Raw genomic sequence first — 19,080 nt, forward strand, 5'->3', positions numbered from 1 at the left:
GCCGCCGGACGCCGCCTGAATCAGCAAACGCTCATTGCGTTTCTCCGCGCGTGACCCGGAGGAACACTTCTTCCAGAGACATTTCGTCCTCGCGCAGTTCCAGCAACTTCGCCCCGCCGCGCACCAGGGTTTCGGCGATGAGACTTTGATCCACATCCGCGCCGGTCAACGTGACCTTGAGGCGCTGCTCGACCAGCGTCACTTCCGCCACTTCGGGTCGCGCCTGCAGCAACTGAATGGCTTGCGCCGCATCGCCGCCGACCCGCACCCAGAGTACCACGCCCGCGGACATCTGTTCGCGCACGCCCTGAACCGGGCCGGTGTAAATCAATTTGCCCTTCTCGATGATGCAGACGCGATTGCAGATGGTTTCCAACTCGCTCAGGATGTGCGAGCTGATGATGATGGTTTTGCCGAGCCGCCGCAGCTCACGCAGAATTTCCATCATCTCGATCCGCGCGCGCGGGTCCAATCCGCTCGCCGGTTCATCGAGCAACAGGAGCTGCGGATCATGTACCAGCACGCGCGCCAGGCCCAGGCGTTGTTGCATGCCGCGGCTCAGCGCGCCGATGACCGATCCCTTCTTCTCCGTCAACCCGACCAGTTCCAAAACGTCGTCAATGACTTTGGCGCGCTGCGCGGTGGGGATGCGATAACACGCGCCGAAGAAATCCAGGTATTCCTCCACCTCCATGTCCTTGTACACGCCGAAAAAGTCCGGCATGTAGCCGATGAGCCGGCGCACCGTATCCGCGCCCTTCACGATGTCGTGCCCGAGCACTTCCGCCGTGCCGGAGCTGGGCGTGAGGAAGGTGGAGAGAATCCGCAACGTCGTGGTTTTTCCCGCGCCATTGGAGCCGATGAACCCAAACAAGTCTCCCTGGTTCACGGTGAGATTCAGTTGATCCAACGCCAGCATCATTCCGTAGCGTCGGGTTAAATCACGCGTTTGAATGGCGATGGGCGGAGCGGCTGGAGTAGTCATAAATTATTTTCCTTCGTTGATGGTCACCGGCACGCGCCACAAGGTGTCCACGCTGGTGCGTCTGACGTGGGACGTGATCAAGGGCGGCACCGGCGCGCTATTGGGCGCAAAAGCAAAAAGCACGGCTTCACCCGCGGCCAGGGAAGCGCCCACACTCAGCCCGCGCGGAACGGTAAATTGCGTTTCTTTTTGCCCGCCGCTCATGCTGCCCAACAAAGACACGACAGTCGCGGCACGCGCCGGATCGCTGATCTGGCCGCTACCGGTGCTGCCAAAAGCACGCTGGCGTTGTCGCGCCGCCGTGAGAAATGATCCCAGGTCGCGACGCACAAACATCTCGAGCGTCTCGTTGACCACGGCGGGATTTTCCAACCAAACGGTCCGGGCCTCGCCCGTGGGCAGTTGCCCCAGGCTGAACACTTTTCCGTTCCAAGCCAGATACGCATCGGACATGGGTTGGCCCGAAATATTTCTGACCGTAACGGTGTCGTTCTCCAAAGTGGCCACCAGCGGCGGCGCCAGCGCCGACCACCAATCGCTCAAAAAAAGCTGGCTCGTCCACACGGGCACGAACATCGTCGCCTCGAAATTATCACCGGTTTGAATCACCTGCCCGGACTCGGAGCTTTCCCCGCCGCGCCCGGTCGTGAACTCGGTGCGCAGGGTGGCGAACGGCAATTCGCTGCGCAGCCCGTAATTGCGGTTGACCGGCGCATAGATGCTGGCGTAGGTGCGCCCGCGCAATTCCGCGCGCGCACCGTGCGCGCAGACATCCACCACATGCAGTTCGTTGTATTCGGATTCGCCCGCGCGCAACCAATAGCCGAGGCCGTAGATCAGCAACGAAAACAGCACCACATAAGCTGGAAACGTGATCCACGTCAGCATGGGACGTTTGATCTTCCGCAACCACCAGCGATCAAACGGTCCAATCACCGCGAGGTACACCACCAGCAACACCAGCAACCAACCCACGGGCAACTTGTGAATCTGCCGGCTGTCAATCAGACCGCCAAAAACTCCGTCCACCGACGTGGTCACGCCCGAGTAATAATCCGAGGAGGTATAAAGCGCGGCGGGCACTCCCACGAGTTGCGTCCAAAACGTGGCCAGATTCGACCATGACTTGAACGGCTCCAGTTCGGGACTGAACGTCAACACCGAGACGCGCCCAAAATCGCGCGGCGCCGAAATCAGTAACGGCAAACCGCCACTGGACACCTCGACCCGCCCGTCTCGCAACGCGCCGCGCGCGACGCGGATTTCGGTCCGTTCAAAGGTTTCGTCCCGTTGCAAATCCGCAAACATCCGGGCCGGAGGATTGGGGCTGGCGCGCACGCCACCTGCGGCAGCTACCGCCGACGCCGCGTTGTTGCGTTCCAACCAGGTTTGCAATTCCGGATGTGCCGTCACGCCGACAATTTCCTGCGGCACAAACGGCAGCACCGCCTGCAACCAGGCCGTGCCGGTAATGTCGTTGACCTGCTCGATGGCAACGATCAGATGTCCACCCGCACGCGTCCAGGCCAGCAACGCGTCCGCCTGATCCGAGCGCAGGCTGGTGGCGATGGTGGAATTGAGATAAATCGCATCCACACCATCCAGCAACAGCGGATTGCTGGGGAACATGGCGGGCAACCAGCGTGCGGCTTGCGGTTGCACATCGGGTTGTTTGCGTTTAATGGGGCGCAAACTGATTGCGCCGGCAGCCGTGCGGGAAAGCGAAACGGTCAGCAGAGTGGTGGAACCGATGGCCTGCCGCGCGGAAGCGTCAAGTGACGTTTCGAGCGTGCGCCCGCGCGCGTCCACCAATCGGACCTCCCAACTGGTCTGATAACGCGCCGCCGCAAAAACGGGCACCGCCACCCGTTTCAACGTGCCGGTGGGCAGCTCGATCGGCACGCGTTGCACGGCGCCGCGTCCCATCCCCATGGGCGCAACTTCGATGAAACCGGAAAGGGGCGGACCGTCGTTGCTCAACTCACACTGAATCGGAAACCAAGTTGCCTCCCGTACCACGCCGCCGTAACCCACTTGCGCGTTGAGTCGCACCGCCGCGGTGGCAAACGCCATGAACAGTACCAGCAATCCGCCCCCAAGCAGAAATTGCTTCACTCGTTGGCTCAGGCTAAAAAACGTTCGCTGGCGCATGTGGTTCAATCGCATCCCCATCGTCCCCACTTTCAATTAATGGATTAAGGCGACATTTACCCAGACCGGAACTCGCGACGCAATGCGCAAATTGTCCTCGATTGGTTCAACTGCCTGAACCCGGCGCCGATTCGTACGGCGCGAGTCAGGTAAAACAGAAAAGCCGTGGGTAAAAATGTCCGCGCCCCGATGCGCTGATTAAACAATGGCGAGTGGAGTGAAGGAGCGGCCCAGCACCGGCACGCTTGATGTCTTGAGCCAGTTCTCCAACACGGCCGCATAGACGCAGCGGAAATCCACGGTGTATTGAATATCGCCGTTCAACAAATCTTTGGGCGCCAGACTCGGGTAGCGCCCCAGCAAACCGGCTTTGATGCGATTGCCGATCACAAACATGGGCGCGGCGGCGCCGTGATCCGTGCCGCCACTGGCGTTTTCCGAAACGCGCCGGCCAAACTCGCTGAAGGTCATGACCAACACGCGCTCGAAATTACCCTGCGCCTTCAAGTCGGCCACGAACGCCTGGAGCGCCCCGGTCAATTCGGTGAGCAACCGCGCGTGCGTGCCGGTCTGATTGGTGTGCGTGTCGTAGCCGCCTTGCGAGACGTAGTAAATTCTCGTGGCCATGCCGCCGCCAATCAACCGCGCCACCAGTTTCAGCGAGTCGGCCAGACGCGAAGCGGGATAGGCCGTCTGGTTTGGCGCCTTGCCGGTGATGGCGCGAATTTCATCCGAACTCACCTGCGCATCCAGCGCCACGCGCTCGATGAAATCCAGCGGCGAACCGGCGGGTTGCACCGAACCGTTGAGCATGTCAATCGTTCCGCCGGAAGCTTCCGGGGTCGTCTCGCGGACTTCATTCATCCTCCGATAAATGGCCTCGCTGGTATCCGACTCATCCGCCCGGAGCTGGTCGGATTTGATGAAGCGATAATTCTCCGGATCGTTGAAGCAAACGCCGCGCGGCTGTTTGGCGGCGAGCGCCTGGGGCATTTGCGAGGTCAGGGCAATCGCCACGGACGGATCACAACCGTCACACGTACTGTCAAAATAACGCCCCAACCAACCGGTGTTATCAAACCGGTTGGCGTCGCTGGCGGTCTGCCAGATTTCTGCCGAGCGAAAATGCGAGCGGTTCGGATTTGGATAGCCCACGCCCTGCACCACACCCAGATGTCCCGCTTCAAACAACTCCTTCAAGCCGGCCATGCCGGGATTCAACCCCACGCTGTCGCTGAGGCGGAGCGCGTCTTTCGCCGCCACCGCCAGCCGGGGTCGCGCCCGGTGATAATGATCATCGGCAAACGGCACGACCATGTTCAAACCGTCGTTGCCACCCGCCAGTTGCAACACGACCAGGATCGTCCCATCCTTGCCCGTGGTGATCTGCGTGGCCGCATCCGCCGCGGTGGCGTGCAACGTCGTAAAGGTGTTGGCAAGGAACGAGGGCACGGTCCAGGACAACGCGCTGCCCAGGACGGTGCTGCGCAAAAACTCACGGCGCGTTTTCAAAGTGGGTTCGAATTTCATGGCAAAATTTTATGCGATTCAACCGGTTCGCGTGTCGCTCAAGTCAGTTGATACTCAGGAGTGCTCATGGCCAGCCGGATGACACCGCGAATGTCGTCCTCGTCCAACGCGCCTTGCGAATCCAAATACTCACGCAAGGCGGCTCGCTGCCCGGATTTCAGTTCCGTTTGGAACAAGCGCTTTTCCAAAGCGGCAATCAGCACGGTTTGATCGCGTCGTTCCGATTCCGAAAATATCTTCGCCACCTCGATCTGAAGCGCGGCGGGACGCAGGCGTTTCGCCGGTTTGCGCGCGGCCGGCGGTGAATTGCGCTTTCCGCCTTTGACCGGAGCCAAAGTGCCTTGCACCAGTAACGCGGCCTCGTTGTAACGCGCCAGCAACGTGTTCGTGGTGATCCAGGACAATCCGCCATCCCAACCCTTCACGTTCGGCGGCGCGAACAAATCCTGTCCTAGTTCGCGCGTCAATCCGCCACTCAGTTGCGGCGATGGCAAGGCGGATTCCAACATGCGGATCGTACCCGCCAACCATTGCACCGGACTTTTCACCTGCGCACGGATCAAGGCGGGATCATAAAACTCCTCGCTGCGCAACAGGACGCGCAGGAATGGTTTTAAGTTGTTGCCCTGCTGCCGGAAGTTTGCGGCCAGCGCCTCGGTCAACCCGGACGAAGCCGGTTGTCCCGCAAAGAAATTCCAGAGTTTGGCCGTAATGAACCGCGCCGCCTGCGGTTGCGCCACGATCTGCGCCAACACGTCGCGACCGTTCAACGGCCCGGTACGACCCAACACGGTTTTGACGCCCGCATCATGCAAGGCGGGACGATCAACAAATTTCTGCGTCTCGCGATTGTAACTCCACCCCGTCAACGCCCGCGCCGCTTCAGTGATGTCCTGCTCGGTGTAATGCCCTTCGCCCAGCGTGAACAATTCCATCACTTCGCGGGCGAAATTCTCGTTGGGATGTTGCTTGCGACTCTGGGCCTGATCCAACCAGATGAGCATGGCCGGGTCTTGCGCCATCTCGACCAGCAGCCGCAGCCAGTTGTCGGTGGCGAGACGGCGAAACAGTTCGTTCTGACGCCACATGAGATACGGCTCACGCACCTTGTCCACGCTGGTGGCAAAATGACCATGCCAAAACAAAACCATCTTCTCTTGAAACGGACGGGGACCTTGGGCCATGCGACTCAACCACCAGTGGCGCAGTTCCGTCATTTGCTCGCGTTGAACCTGGCGTTCCTCGCGCTGCATCTGGCGCCGCTGTTCCGCGTCCGCCTTGCGGAGCGCCTGAAGTTTTTTGCGCCGCTCGGGATCGGGTCGCGCCCACTCGGGCGCCGGCGTCGCGTCAGGAATTTTCTCATAATCCACCAACCGGGCGACCGCCGCCTCCGGCCCAAGCGCAACAAGCTGTTGAATTTCGTCCGGTGGACCACCGAAGCCGGCGCGATTCAACAAGTGCGCGGCCGTCGTGTAATTCCAACGATCACTGGTCAGTGGTTTGAGCATGGGTTTGGATGCACTGGCGTTATTGCGGGCGATTCCGCAGTTGGAAGCAATGTTTCATAATTTCGCGTTTTAATCCCAAAAGTCCGGCGCGTCAAATGGAAGTTCGCCGTCCGCGCCGCAAAGTCAATGATTCAACCTCATAGCGCCGAAATAATTTCCTCAACTCACAATCATTTTGATGGTGCGCGCTCAATCTGGTGGTTCGACACACAACTCGAACGCGACGTTCAACGCGTTTCGAGAACCGGCGTGCCGGGTTCGGGCGGAGCATGGCTTGGGTGACATTTGGTGTCCCCCAAAAATTTACCGTAAATCCCGACACGTTACCGGCATTTCACTTGAAGCGCATTTTTTGCGCACCTATGGTGAGCGCGTCGTTTGAAATTTGGAGACATGACCAGCATTACCACCACCCACCCGAATCTATCCACATCGGAAACGCCTCACACCAATCGCATCGCCCCGGACCAGGTCCTGTCCACGTTGGAACAGCACATTCTCGTGGATGGCTTCAAGCTGATTTTTGACACGGAACACAGCCGCGGCTCGCACTTCGTGGATGCCGCCACGGGACGCGAATTCATTGACCTCTACGGCTTCTACGCCTCGCAACCCATCGGCTATAATCATCCGTATCTCAATCGCCCCGAAGTCCAGGCGGATTTGTTGCAGGCCGCCCAGGTAAAAGTGGCCAACGCCGACGTTTACACGCCGCAATACGCCACTTTCGTCGAAACGTTCGCGCGCGTCATCGCGCATCCGCAACTGCCGCGCTACTTCTTCATTGAAGGCGGCGCGCTGGCGGTCGAGAACGCCATCAAGGCGGCCATGGATTGGAAAGTGCGGAAAAATCTGGCGGCCGGTCGCGGCGAACGCGGCACGGAAGTCATTCATTTCAAACACGCCTTTCACGGGCGCTCCGGTTACACGTTGAGCCTGACGAATACCGATCCGAACAAGGTCGCTTACTTCGCCAAATTCCCCTGGCCGCGCATCAGCACGCCCATGCTGAACTTTGCCCTGCCTGAAGCCGAACGGCTCCGGGATGTCATCGCCCGCGAACAACAAGCGGAAAAGGAAATTCGCGCGGTGCTCGCTGAAAAAGCGACGGATATTGCGGCGATCATCATCGAACCGATCCAAGGCGAGGGCGGCGACAACCATTTCCGCCCTGAGTTCATGCAACTGCTGCGCAGCGTGGCCGATGAACATGAGATTCTGCTGATCTTCGATGAAGTGCAATCGGGCATGGGCATCACCGGGAAAAATTGGGCGGCGGAACATTACGACGTCGTGCCGGACTTGATCGCGTTCGGAAAAAAATCGCAAGTTTGCGGAGTCATGGCCGGAAAGCGCCTGGATGAAGTGAAGGATAATTGTTTCCGATTGCCGGGCCGTATCAGCTCGACCTGGGGCGGCAACTTCACCGATTACGTGCGCTCGACCCACTACCTCCGAATTTACGAACGGGAACAGTTGGTCGCGAATGCGCGCACCCAGGGCGAAAAACTGCTGGCGGGACTTTGCGAATTGGCGCAAACCAATCCCGTCGTGACCGCGCCGCGCGGCAAAGGCTTGATGCTGGCGTTCGACCTGCCGAATACCGCCACGCGCGACGCGTTCTGGCGCGGCTGCTATGCCCTGAATCTGCTGGTCATTCGTTCCGGCTCGCGTTCAATCCGGCTGCGGCCAATGATGGACATCCAGGACGACATCATTGAGCAGGCACTCAAAATCATGGATGACGAATGTGGCAAACTATCGCGCTGAAGGTCGGGCGGCTGATTGCCTCGACTTACCGATCCCGCGTCGAAGGACGGAAGCGGACCACCGAGTCCGGGCGCGACGCGGGCCAGAATTGATTCTGTCGGACATCTCGAAACATTCTATCAAACAAGGAAAAATCATCATGGCGAAGAAAATTACCAAAGCAAAAACATCCGCCGCGGCCACCCTGAAGGCGCTCGGGTTGGAAGCCGTTAACCCCGGCGTCTTTGATGGCGCCTGGTCCGGCTCGGGAAAAATTCTGGCCAGTCATTCGCCGAACGACGGCACCCTGCTGGGTTCGGTTCGCACCGCGACTCCGGCTGAATATGAGAGCGCCTTGAAGAAATCCGTCGCCGCGTTCGAGCATTGGAAAACGGTGCCCGCCCCCAAACGCGGCGAAGTCATCCGCCAACTCGGCAACGCCCTCCGCGCCGCCAAGCAAGACCTGGGCAGGCTCGTCACGCTCGAGGCGGGAAAAATCATCGCCGAAGGTCAGGGCGAAGTGCAGGAGATGATTGATATTTGCGACTTCGCCACCGGCCTCTCACGCCAGCTTTACGGACTGACCATTGCCAGCGAACGCCCGAACCACCGGATGATGGAACAATGGCTGCCACTCGGCCCGGTCGGTGTAATCACCGCCTTCAATTTCCCCGCAGCGGTCTGGTCCTGGAATATGGCTCTGGCCATTGTCTGCGGCAACAGCACCGTCTGGAAGCCTTCGAGTCTGACGCCGCTCACGGCGATAGCCATAATCAAGATCGCCGAGCAGGTTGGTCGCGCCAACGGCATTGATCCGGCACTGTTCACTCTGATCATTGGCGACGGCGCCACGGTGGGCCAGCGGATGTTGGATGACAAACGGCTGCCGCTCATCTCCGCCACCGGTTCTTCCAAAATGGGGGTGCGAGTGGCCGAATCCGTTGGCCGCCGTTTCGGAAAAACCATTCTCGAACTGGGCGGCAACAACGCCATCATCGTCGCGCCCACGGCGAATCTGGATTTGGCCGCGCGCGCGATCTTGTTTGGCGCGGTCGGTACGGCCGGACAGCGTTGCACCAGCACCCGCCGGATTATTGCGCATGAAAACATCCGCGAGAATCTGGTTCGCCGCTTGATCGCCGCCTACGAACAGGTGCGGATTGGGAATCCCGCCGAACCGACCACGCTCTGCGGCCCGCTGATTAATGCCGACGCCGTCAAGGACATGCAGGCCGCGCTCAAACGCGTCAAAGCGGAAGGCGGCAAAATCCTCTTCGGCGGCGAACCCTTGAGTGGCCCGGAATTTCCCGGTGGTTGTTACGTGAGTCCCTGCCTCGTGGCGGCCCGGCACAACATGAAAATTGTGCATGAAGAAACCTTCGCACCCATTCTTTATATCTTCGGCTACCGCGATTTTGAGGACGCCATCGCTTATCACAATGAAGTGCCGCAAGGATTAAGCTCCGCCATTTTCACGAATGACCTCCGCGAAGCCGAATGGTTCGTGTCCGCGCGCGGCAGTGATTGTGGCATCGCGAATGTCAACATCGGCACGAGTGGAGCGGAAATCGGCGGCGCTTTTGGGGGTGAAAAAGAAACGGGAGGCGGTCGCGAAAGCGGCAGTGATGCCTGGAAAGCCTACATGCGACGCCAAACCGCCACCATCAATTACGGCACGGAATTGCCGCTGGCTCAGGGGATTCAATTTGGTTGATCCACGACCTTCCCCGGCGCCAACGCTTGACGCTCCCATACTTGGTATGCTACAAAACGCTCACCACTATTAGCAGTGGTTTTATGCGTTGCCCTAAATGCGGTTGTCAGGACGACAAGGTTGTAGATTCGCGCGCCTCGCGTGAGGGGGCGACCATCCGCCGCCGCCGCGAATGTACTGCCTGTCAACATCGCTTCACCACTTATGAGGAAGTGGAACGCGACGGCTTGATGATTCTCAAACGCGACGGGCGCCGCGAGGAGTTCTCCAAAGAGAAACTGTTGTCGGGCATTCGCAAGGCCTGCCAGAAACGGCCCATCAGCCCGAAGGCCGTCGAAGATCTGGCCGATCAGATTACCGAAATGGTGAACAATAAATTTGATGCCGAAGTGCCCGCGGAATTCATCGGCAAACAAGTGATGGATGGATTACGAGAAATTGATGAAGTCGCCTACGTGCGTTTTGCCAGCGTTTACCGGCGCTTCCAAGAAGCCACTGATTTCGTTCACGAAGTCAAGAAACTGGGAACACACTGATGGTTTGCCTGGCCCACGATTTCCTGTTTTTTCGACTGCCCTCCGGCGACTCCGTTCCGGTCTCCACCAAGATGATCTCGGTGGAACTGGGGCACGGCGCGCCCAACCCGAATGCGCAGGAGGTGTTGTCACATGCCGCCGCCTCGGTGTTTCACTACTTCAAACACGAGCTGGGCTACAAATCGGTCACGGTCGCCGAGTTCGCGGCGACGTTTGAAACCGTGCTGGCCAAACTTGGACTCAAGGCGGCCAATCTCACGCTGCAATCGCCGGCTCCAACCCCGGCTGCCACCCATCAAAATCTTCCAGCCCTCGCGCTAAGCGTTGGGGCCGCCGGCGAACTGGGCTTTTTCCCACGTCTGCGCGCCGCCGCCGTGGCCCAAGTCCAGTCCACACCACAGTTGGTACGCTTCTCCGGCCTCCGCCCGTGCGTCAAACAACTGCTCGGCGCCGAACGATGGAGTCCGCGCTGCGACCACTTACGCGACCAAATCCTGATGTTCCTGCGTGGTGTGCTGCGCAAGGAAACGGCGGCGCGCGAGTGCGCGCTGTTGATCCGATGATTTTTCTTTGGCCGTTTGGCGAACTGCGGTAAAACGTCAGCGTGAGCAAAACCTTGTTTGAAAAAATTGCCGCGCGCGAAATCCCGGCGCAGATCATCTATGAAGACGATCAGGTGCTCGCATTTCGCGACGTCGCTCCCCAAGCGCCCGTCCACATCCTCGTCATTCCACGCCAGCCCATCGCCCGCATCGCCGAGGCGCAGCCGCAGGATCAATCGTTGCTCGGCCACCTGCTCCTCAAAGCGGCGCAAATTGCCACCCAACAAGGGCTTGATGCTTCGGGTTACCGTCTGGTCATCAACAACGGTCCGGACGGCGGCGAATCCGTCCCGCACCTCCACTGTCATCTGTTCGGTGGCCGCAAAATGCAATGGCCCCCCGGCTGATCATCGTTTGTGAAACTGATTTCCTGGAACGTCAACGGACTGCGCGCGGTATTGCGGAAGAACTTTCTCGAGTTCCTCGACGCCGAGCAGCCCGACATCCTGTGTTTGCAGGAAACCAAATGTTCGCCCGATCAGGTCGAGCAACTTTGGCCGGCGCAATACACCACCTACTGGAACAGCGCGGAACGCAAGGGCTACTCCGGCACAGCCATCTTCACCAAACTACGGCCGCTGCGAGTCACTCCTGATCTCGGTCTCGCCCAACATGACGGCGAGGGACGGGTGCTCGCCGCCGAATTCAAGGATTTTTTCCTGGTCAATGTTTACGTTCCAAATTCACAACGCGAACTGACCCGTCTGGCCTATCGCCAGCAATGGGATCGGGATTTTCTGAAATTTCTCAAGCGGCTCGAACCAAAGAAACCGGTCATCTGGTGCGGCGATCTCAACGTGGCGCATACTGAAAGGGATCTGGCCAACCCGAAGGCGAACGTGAAAAACCACGGATTTACACCGGAAGAACGCGCGGGATTCAGCGCCTACCTCGAGGCCGGTTTCCTGGATACGTTTCGTGAATTTGAACCCGGCCCGGGCCACTACACCTGGTGGAGTCCCATGGCCAACGCACGCGCCCGGAACATCGGTTGGCGACTGGATTACTTCCTGATCTCGCCAGCCCTGCGCCCCCGACTCAAGCGCGCCAAAATCCTGTCCCAAGTCCTGGGCAGCGACCATTGCCCAGTCAGCATTGAAATAAAGTAGATTTCTATCGGCGATCGGCGGATCGGATCCTCGTCGAACACCAACGGCTTCAAACCTGATGGACCCCACGCGTATTTCGCTACGATGTTATTGCCTGACCACCCCTCGCTCCAGTAAGGTTCTGCACGCTCATGAACCGCCGTAAATTTATCAAAACCTCACTCGCCACCAGCGCGGCGACTCTAGTCACTATGAAACCTGAATCTGCCGCCGCCGCGACCGCGCCGACTCAGCGGGAAGTGTACGAGTTGGAAACCTACTCGCTGCGACCGGGAGCCCCGGCGGAACGTTTCGACGCATTCTATCGCGACGTGGCGGTGGCCGCGTGGAATCGCGCCGGCGTCCAAACGGTGGGCGCGTTCAGTCCGGTGGATAACGCCGCACCGCCCACTCGTCACGTGCTGCTCACGTTCCCCGACTGGAACGCGGCAAAAAATTGTCGGGATAAATTTGAAGCCGACCCATCGGTCTTAAACGCCAGCTTCACCAATCTCCCCGCCACTGATCCGGGTTACCTCCGCAGGGAGAGTTCATTGTTGCTGGCGTTTGCGGGCCTGCCTCGAATTGAAATCCCCGCGCAAACCAGCGCCAAACAACTCCGACTTTTCGAACTGCGCACCTATGAATCACACAGTCGCCAGGCCAACCGAAAAAAAGTGGAAATGTTCAACGATGGCGAAATCGCCATCTTCAAACGAACCGGATTGCAACCGGTTTTCTTCGGCGAAGGCTGGTCCGGCCCGCAACTGCCCAAGCTCACTTACATGCTGGTCTTTGACGATCAAGCCGCTCGGGATCGGAACTGGAAGCGTTTTGTTGGCGATCCCGAATGGAAAAAGATGAGTACCACACCGGGCTACACTGACGCGGAAATTGTTTCGCACATCACGAACGTCTTCCTGCGCCCCACCAGTTATTCGCAAGTTTGAAGATGCGGTGAGTTGACCGGCATTTGCACGTCCACAAACATCAGCGTCTCGCACATCCGCACTCCGCCGATAAACCCCGGATGAAGCGCGGAATTAAATGACTCAAGCCCCGGCTCAGCCCAACGTCAGGATCCAATCCAATGCGGCGGGGAGATCATTGGCGATGGGACAATCCTGCAAACGCACAGCGTATTTCTGCTCCGTCTCGCGACCGTAACCAGTGCGAACCAAGATGCTGCGCCGCACCCCCGCGTTCCAACCACATTCCAGGTCGCTCAATTTGTCGCCGATGAAATAGGAGCGCGCGAGATCGAGTCCAAACTCATCCCGGGCATCGAAGAGAAATTGCGGCGAGGGCTTGCGTCCGTAACTGGGCTGGTCGGGCGCTTCCGGCGCAACGTAAATCTTCTTGATCGTGACGCCGCATCGCGCCAGCTCCGCGAGCAAATACTGATGCACCCGATCCACATCAGTCAGCGTAAAATAACCGCGCCCCACGCCGGACTGGTTCGTAACGATGAAAAACTGAAAGTCCCGCGCCGCGACCCGTTGCAGCGCCGGAAAAATCCCTGGCGTGAACACCACGTCCTCGACCCGATGGAGGTAGTCGCGATCTTCAATCAACACGCCATCACGATCGAGAAAAATTGCCCGCTGTAAACTCATCCGCCGCATTGTGCGATTTTCACTCCATTGTCACCAAACAAAATGAGGGCGGTTCGGAAACCGCCCTCGTGGAGATGGCATCGAATTCGTTTACGGATACGCAAGCCGGAAAAATCGCTGCCCGCCCGACACCGGGTAGTGATACGGACTGGTTGCGCCAGGGACATCCGTGAAACCGCTGGATAAATCTGGAGCCGCTTCCAATCGGAATTGCGGATCGGGCCAAGTCAGGATCACTTCGCCACCGAGGTATTGAATGGTCAAAGCAATCGGATCTGGAGTCGTAATGCCCGTCACGGCCGCAAAAGAGGTCCCAATAACCAGATCATCGAGAGACAACGTGCCCTCGCCAGAGGCTTGTCGCAGTGAGTACTGATAAACGGGGGTGTTTGTAACCGTAGTGGTATCCGTGACGTGGGTATCGCTTTCGCTGGTCGGATTGATCCAGATTGTGGACTGACCGTTGGAAAGCACCAAGCGAGTAACGACAGTGTAATCCTCTCCCGGAGTCAAATCTTGCGGGAATTGACCGCTGGTGGCGCTAACATTGGAAGCATTGCCGATGCTTAAGCGAAGCTTGCCTTCGGCGGCACCATTGGTTGTGGCCCAGACCCGACCGTAGAAACCAAAAGTGCTGTTGTCCTTGAAATGGGCGAAATATGCGCCCGCACTGGTCGGCAGCACGGAGAAATTCACCTTGAAGCTGCTGTATAAAACCGCACTGCTGTTGGTTTCATAAGGAGCACCAATGAGGGGAGCGTTGGCGTCCTGGGAGCGGGTGCCGTCAATTGTCACCTTCCCATTGGACACGGTCAGCGCCGTTGTCCCGCTATGATCGGTCCAAAAACGGCCACTGGCATCAACCAGATTGCCGTCCGTGTAGCTGAAGAGATCATTAAAAATCACCTGATCATTTGGACGCACCACCAACGCGAACTCGGTCGTAGTCGTACTGTTTCCGTCACTAACTGAAACACTAATGGGCGCGGTACCCACTGCGTCACTCACCGGAATCAGCGTCAGCTCCCGGTTGGCGCCGGAACCCGTGATGGTGATGTTGGCAAGCGGTAACAACTCGGTATTTAATGAATCATAGGAAACAGTCAATCCGCTCACGGGGCTGTCATCACCGATCACAAACGGAATGGTAACGGGCGTATTGACCAACGTGTTGGTGTTGGAAATTTGCGTGATTGTCGGCGGAACATCCAGCGGGTCCAGCGTCAGATTAAACCACGTTACGGCAACATCCACTCCATCGGAAACAGAAACCAGGATCGCTACCGTGCCGACGCTCCCGTTCGGCGTAATCGTAAGATTCCGATTGGCCCCCGAACCGCCTGGAGCAATCATAAAATCCGAAACCAACGTTTGGTCATAAGAAATCGCCGTGACGTCCAACGCGCTGGCGGAAGTTTCCGCGTCACCCACGGTAAAGTTGATCACAATCGGAGTATCGCTCCGGGTGTTTTGATTCCCGATGCTGCTGATGGTGGGCGGTGTATTGCCGGCTTCAATCGGCTCTGCCTCAACTTTGACCAGGTCATAGCTCAACGTGCCGCCCGTGCCATACGACGCCGTCGTTCCGGCCAAGCCGACGTAATTTGAATTATCAACGGCGCCGAGCGTGGCGGTGGCTTCAAATTCACTCACCACCCGAAACGCAAAATCAGGGTTATTCGCCACCCCCGGAAATCCGACCAGCGAGTAGGAGCGAGGCTCCCAGACGGACGCCCCGAAAAACGCGGTGCTGGTGGGATAATCCGTGTAGTCCACGCCATTGGTGGTGTACTGCAAGCGGGTGTATTTACTGGCCGTGGAGCTGGCGCGTTGATCGAAGGAAATGGCTAGGTTCTTAAAGCCCACCGTGCTGACCGAGAATTGGACGCCAGCCTGTTTGTTTGACGTACCGTTGTTCGGATAAGTCGCCGTGCCATAGTAATAGTTGGTTGCGCCAATCATGGAATTGTACGGGTCATTGGGCGTGCCGCCAGTCGGTTGGAAGCTATTGGTGGTCCCGACCGTGGTGGTTCGCGCGGTGCCCTGACCTTGCGACGGCGCGGCGCTCGAAGTATCCAATCCGACCGCATTGTAATCCCATGTCACCAATGCGCCGGAAGTCGCAACGTCCAACGTGGCCGGTTCACTGGTGATCGAGCCGTTTCCACTGGTGACGATTACAAAATAGGAGTCCGCATCACCCGCCGCAGTTTCATTGATGTAAAGCGTCTTGGTTTGCGAACCGCTGATTTTTCCGCCATCGCTCAATACCGTGTTCGCTCCCGGTGCCGGCTGACCCCGGTACCATTGATAGGTGAGAGGCGCCACCCCGGCGGCGGTCACACTGAAGGCGGTCGTCGAGCCGGCCAAATTCACCTGGCTCACCGGTTGAAAGTTAATCGCCGGATCCGTGACTGATAAGGTCACGAGCGGACTGGTCGCGGTGAGCGTGGACGCATTGGAAACAATGACGTAATAACTCCCCGCATCGGTTGAGACAACATTGGCCAAAGTCAACGTCGCTCCGGTCTGGTCGAGCAGCAGGTCCGTGCCTCCCGACTTGAACCAGTAATAGGTCAACGGCGCATCACCTTCCGAAAGCGTTACGGTAAAATTGACCGTGGTGCCGGCGTTCACCGTGGCGCTGGTCGGAGAAACTTCCGAGATGACCGGCGGGATCGCAGCTCCACACGAATGGGTCGGACTCGCACTGTTACGAGGATTGGGCGCGCCCACCACAAAGTCGGTGGCGTTATCATCCGAATCCAAGCATCCTTCATTGGCTCGCTGCGCCGAAGTGGTATTGGAAAGCGCGGCTGTGGCGCCCGAACCTTCATACGCGTTGGCGGTTCCGAAACCAACAAAATCAACAATCGCCGGGTCCGTCGGTGCGGCGCCCGATAAAGCCGTCGTTGTATTTACCAAGGCCACCTTTCCATTGGCTGCAGCCATCGCAATTGCCCCAGTGACATCTGGAGTTGGTAAATCCATCGTCCCCCCAGCACCTGGCGCTTCTTGAATGAGAAAATAACCGCCCGGTGGAATAATCGTACTCGTGGAGGCCAACGTTGTTACGGACCAAGAATTACCTGCGGTAGCAGCGTATTGCACGGACCAGCCGTTAACGTCCACTGCGGAGTTACCGCGATTAAAAAGAACGATGAAATCGTTCTTGTAGGTTGCGCCACTATTTCCGCCACCGCCATACACCTCGGCGATGACCAGATTGGGCGAAGCCGCTTCCGCACTGATGGCAGCAAGCAGCAACGCAAAGCTTGCCAGCACGGCTTGCGTGGTTCGATGATTGCGAATGTTTTTCATGGTGTTCTCTTTTGTTGTTGATCGGTTGCTTGGTTGAAGTTTAATCCGGTGTGGTCGGCGTGGGATACCAATAGACCGCACGCGACTTGGCCCACTCGTTGGCGGCCCCGTTGTTGGCTTCCGCCGTGGTGCGCCAGAAATCATTCGTCCGGAAACTGCGGGCGCTGCCGTCCACCATGGAGAAGTTGCCTACTTTGCCGTGCCGGGCGATGGCATAAAAACCCGTGGTAACGCTATTGGCAATTCCAACGGTTGGCGAATTGCCATCCACTTCGGCCAGAAAAACCGTGTCCGTTGGTTTCAAAACCTGTGAAACCTTGACTTGAGCCACACTCGGAGTGCCGAACCGGGTGCTGCGGTTGATGCAAATTCGGGAATTTTCTCCATACATGAAAAATGCCTTGGTCAACGTGGGAATCCCTTTGGGAGGATAGACCGCCGCATTTGGCTTCGGCGCCGTCGGGCACGCATGCAGATTACGGCTGCCGGGCAAAGGCGGGTCAGCCGGGTTTTTTGTGTATAATTCAACCATGGAAGGCTGGCTGATCAATTTGGCCACCGAGTTATACCAAGCCTCGGTCAAATTACCCGAATTCGCATCGTTGATGGCCGCCGCCGTGTTCCCTTCCTCAGGCACAAAGTCGTTATTGTCTTCAGCATATAGTCGGAAACCCAACCCCCACTGACGCATGTTGTTCAAACAAGAAATTTGTTGCGCCTTGGCTTTCGCCTTGGATAACGCGGGCAGCAACATCGCCGCAAGAATGGCGATGATGGCGATGACGACCAGCAGCTCGATCAAGGTAAAGGCGTGCCGGCGTGGAGGAAGTGGATGAAGTGTTGTCATTCGGAACGACATGAAAAAACTGGAAATGCGTGTCAGAATCGTTGGTTATCGTCACCGGGGCGGTTCTTCTTCGACCGCCGTAAACCCCTTCGGTTTTCTTTCGTAACGACTCTAGGCAGCAGACGACAAATTGCAAGGGTTTATCCCGACGAATTATTCACAATTCCGAACGTGAATTCGAAATGTGAATTGACACGCGAGGCGCGCGGCGAGTCAGTTGCGATTATCCAACTCCACGGCGCGACGGAGGCGATCAAAAAAATCCGGCAGTGCGGATTGGATGCGATTCCAATTCGGAATCAGCGGCGTCCACAACGAATCCTCCAAGAACGAACGGGTGGCGGCGCGGATCGAGCGCACAAAGGTGGCCACGGCGCGCTCCTCGTCATGGCGCGGATAGCGCAGGCCATTCAGCACCGCGTCGGCGGAGTAAAAGCGGAGCGTGTCCTCCGCCTGCCGCACGTAGGCGCTCAACAAGGTGTCAAACAAACCGGTATCCAACTTGATGCCTTCAGCGGCCATGCGCCGGAAAAACGAGCGACTCACATCCGTGGCCATTTTGTTCAAGCCTTTTTCCATGTCGCGCGGAGAAAGTTCCTGATGTTTATGATCGTAATTGTCGCACAATTCAGACTGGCAGATCGCGCGCGGGGCGCTGTTACGAAATACTTCCGCCAGCAACCCCACTTCCAACGCCCAATCGTGCGGAATGCGCACCCGGCGCACGAGGTCCATGTCCATCGAAAATTCGCCCGCCAACGGGTATCGGAACGTATCCATGTAAACCAGATACGGATGGTGGCCGATGATGGATTTCAAAGCGCGCAACAAGGGCGTGACCAACAGGCGCATGACCCGGCCGTTCAGTTTATCCGTCACCCGCGCGTAGTAGCCCTTGCAATAATCAAACCCCAGCGCCGGGTGCGCCACGGGATAGCACAACCGCGCCAGCAATTCGCGCGTGTAGGTGGTGATGTCGCAATCATGCACCGCCACCATGTGGGACTGTTCGCTGGCCAGGGCGTAACCAAAACAAATCCAGACGTTGCGCCCTTTGCCCATGGTCCCGGGCGTCAACTCGGCGTCGTCCAACTCGCGAAACAAACTCTGCATGCGCTGACCGTTGTTCCACAACAGCACGGGCTGTTGCGGCAACCGGGCAAAAATTCGCTTGGCCCGCGCCCATTCCCGCTGGTTGGCGCCGTCAATGCCCACGATGACTTGCTTGAGATAACGAACCTGTTGCAATTCGCGGATGATGCCGCGCAACGCTTTCGTTCCCAACTCCCGCACGTGGCAGGGCAAAATCAGCGCGATCGGAGATTCCTCGGCAAATTCCAACAGTTCACCTTCCATCCGGGCCAGGTTGGGTTGCCCCAAACGATGCAGCGTGGCGACCGCGCCAGTTTGAAAAAAATCCGACATGAGGGGAA

Annotated in this window: 15 protein-coding genes; 7 read left to right on the plus strand and 8 right to left on the minus strand. The window is 58.1% G+C overall.

Annotated features, from left to right (window positions below; translation table 11 throughout):
• Positions 1 to 31: 31 nt before the first annotated feature.
• From M9920_01260 to M9920_01275, 4 genes are all read right to left on the minus strand, one after another.
• A complete protein-coding gene (locus M9920_01260; GenBank protein ID MCO5050918.1) occupies positions 32 to 985 on the minus strand; it encodes an ABC transporter ATP-binding protein in 954 nt (317 codons plus the stop codon).
• 3 nt (positions 986 to 988) lie between these two features.
• Positions 989 to 3,136 (minus strand): hypothetical protein, encoded by a 2,148-nt coding sequence (locus M9920_01265; GenBank protein MCO5050919.1) that lies wholly within the window; start codon positions 3,134 to 3,136, stop codon positions 989 to 991.
• A 198-nt stretch (positions 3,137 to 3,334) separates the two neighbouring features.
• Positions 3,335 to 4,666, minus strand: a complete 1,332-nt coding sequence (locus tag M9920_01270; protein ID MCO5050920.1) for a DUF1501 domain-containing protein — start codon at positions 4,664 to 4,666, stop codon at positions 3,335 to 3,337.
• A 38-nt stretch (positions 4,667 to 4,704) separates the two neighbouring features.
• The gene (locus tag M9920_01275) at positions 4,705 to 6,174 is read right to left on the minus strand and encodes a DUF1800 domain-containing protein (GenBank protein MCO5050921.1); all 1,470 of its coding nucleotides are present in this window, start codon (positions 6,172 to 6,174) and stop codon (positions 4,705 to 4,707) included.
• 393 nt (positions 6,175 to 6,567) lie between these two features.
• On the opposite strand from M9920_01275, the gene lat reads away from it, so the two are divergent.
• The 7 genes from lat (at position 6,568) to M9920_01310 (ending at position 12,813) form a co-directional block, all read left to right on the plus strand.
• The gene (lat, locus tag M9920_01280) at positions 6,568 to 7,944 is read left to right on the plus strand and encodes an L-lysine 6-transaminase (protein ID MCO5050922.1); all 1,377 of its coding nucleotides are present in this window, start codon (positions 6,568 to 6,570) and stop codon (positions 7,942 to 7,944) included.
• Between the two features lie 139 nt (positions 7,945 to 8,083).
• Positions 8,084 to 9,637, plus strand: a complete 1,554-nt coding sequence (locus tag M9920_01285; protein MCO5050923.1) for an aldehyde dehydrogenase family protein — start codon at positions 8,084 to 8,086, stop codon at positions 9,635 to 9,637.
• A gap of 83 nt (positions 9,638 to 9,720) precedes the next feature.
• Entirely contained in the window at positions 9,721 to 10,173 is a 453-nt protein-coding gene (gene nrdR / locus M9920_01290; protein ID MCO5050924.1) for a transcriptional regulator NrdR, read from the plus strand.
• A complete protein-coding gene (locus M9920_01295) occupies positions 10,173 to 10,736 on the plus strand; it encodes a hypothetical protein (GenBank protein MCO5050925.1) in 564 nt (187 codons plus the stop codon). Before nrdR ends, M9920_01295 begins: the two co-directional genes overlap by 1 nt.
• 41 nt (positions 10,737 to 10,777) lie before the next feature.
• Complete coding sequence (locus M9920_01300) at positions 10,778 to 11,122, plus strand: histidine triad nucleotide-binding protein (GenBank protein ID MCO5050926.1); 345 nt, start codon at positions 10,778 to 10,780, stop codon at positions 11,120 to 11,122.
• A 9-nt stretch (positions 11,123 to 11,131) separates the two neighbouring features.
• Entirely contained in the window at positions 11,132 to 11,884 is a 753-nt protein-coding gene (locus tag M9920_01305) for an exodeoxyribonuclease III (protein MCO5050927.1), read from the plus strand.
• Between the two features lie 191 nt (positions 11,885 to 12,075).
• The gene (locus tag M9920_01310; GenBank protein ID MCO5050928.1) at positions 12,076 to 12,813 is read left to right on the plus strand and encodes an NIPSNAP family protein; all 738 of its coding nucleotides are present in this window, start codon (positions 12,076 to 12,078) and stop codon (positions 12,811 to 12,813) included.
• Positions 12,814 to 12,927: 114 nt separating this feature from the next.
• Here the strand turns inward: M9920_01310 and M9920_01315 are convergent, their stop codons facing one another.
• From M9920_01315 to M9920_01330, 4 genes are all read right to left on the minus strand, one after another.
• Positions 12,928 to 13,479, minus strand: a complete 552-nt coding sequence (locus M9920_01315; GenBank protein ID MCO5050929.1) for an HAD family hydrolase — start codon at positions 13,477 to 13,479, stop codon at positions 12,928 to 12,930.
• A gap of 90 nt (positions 13,480 to 13,569) precedes the next feature.
• Positions 13,570 to 16,800 carry an immunoglobulin domain-containing protein gene (locus tag M9920_01320; GenBank protein ID MCO5050930.1) on the minus strand — a complete coding sequence of 1,077 codons (3,231 nt, stop codon included), beginning with the start codon at positions 16,798 to 16,800 and terminating at the stop codon, positions 13,570 to 13,572.
• Positions 16,801 to 16,840: 40 nt separating this feature from the next.
• Positions 16,841 to 17,647: a prepilin-type N-terminal cleavage/methylation domain-containing protein gene (locus M9920_01325; GenBank protein ID MCO5050931.1), complete on the minus strand. Its 807-nt coding sequence runs from the start codon at positions 17,645 to 17,647 to the stop codon at positions 16,841 to 16,843.
• 213 nt (positions 17,648 to 17,860) lie between these two features.
• Positions 17,861 to 19,072, minus strand: a complete 1,212-nt coding sequence (locus tag M9920_01330) for a glycosyl transferase (GenBank protein MCO5050932.1) — start codon at positions 19,070 to 19,072, stop codon at positions 17,861 to 17,863.
• Positions 19,073 to 19,080 lie beyond the last annotated feature (8 nt).

The sequence above is a fragment of the Verrucomicrobiia bacterium genome (assembly GCA_023953615.1).
Lineage (GTDB): Bacteria > Verrucomicrobiota > Verrucomicrobiia > Limisphaerales > JADLHS01 > JADLHS01.

Excerpts from the sequence above, each read along its gene's own strand:
- M9920_01265 (MCO5050919.1), bottom strand. The coding sequence starts at position 3,136 with ATGCGCCAGCGAACGTTTTTTAGCCTGAGCCAACGAGTGAAGCAATTT.
- nrdR (MCO5050924.1), top strand. The coding sequence starts at position 9,721 with ATGCGTTGCCCTAAATGCGGTTGTCAGGACGACAAGGTTGTAGATTCG.
- M9920_01325 (MCO5050931.1), bottom strand. The coding sequence starts at position 17,647 with ATGACAACACTTCATCCACTTCCTCCACGCCGGCACGCCTTTACCTTG.
- M9920_01330 (MCO5050932.1), bottom strand. The coding sequence starts at position 19,072 with ATGTCGGATTTTTTTCAAACTGGCGCGGTCGCCACGCTGCATCGTTTG.
- M9920_01295 (MCO5050925.1), top strand. The coding sequence starts at position 10,173 with ATGGTTTGCCTGGCCCACGATTTCCTGTTTTTTCGACTGCCCTCCGGC.
- M9920_01285 (MCO5050923.1), top strand. The coding sequence starts at position 8,084 with ATGGCGAAGAAAATTACCAAAGCAAAAACATCCGCCGCGGCCACCCTG.
- M9920_01315 (MCO5050929.1), bottom strand. The coding sequence starts at position 13,479 with ATGAGTTTACAGCGGGCAATTTTTCTCGATCGTGATGGCGTGTTGATT.
- M9920_01320 (MCO5050930.1), bottom strand. The coding sequence starts at position 16,800 with ATGAAAAACATTCGCAATCATCGAACCACGCAAGCCGTGCTGGCAAGC.
- lat (MCO5050922.1), top strand. The coding sequence starts at position 6,568 with ATGACCAGCATTACCACCACCCACCCGAATCTATCCACATCGGAAACG.
- M9920_01275 (MCO5050921.1), bottom strand. The coding sequence starts at position 6,174 with ATGCTCAAACCACTGACCAGTGATCGTTGGAATTACACGACGGCCGCG.
- M9920_01310 (MCO5050928.1), top strand. The coding sequence starts at position 12,076 with ATGAAACCTGAATCTGCCGCCGCCGCGACCGCGCCGACTCAGCGGGAA.
- M9920_01270 (MCO5050920.1), bottom strand. The coding sequence starts at position 4,666 with ATGAAATTCGAACCCACTTTGAAAACGCGCCGTGAGTTTTTGCGCAGC.
- M9920_01260 (MCO5050918.1), bottom strand. The coding sequence starts at position 985 with ATGACTACTCCAGCCGCTCCGCCCATCGCCATTCAAACGCGTGATTTA.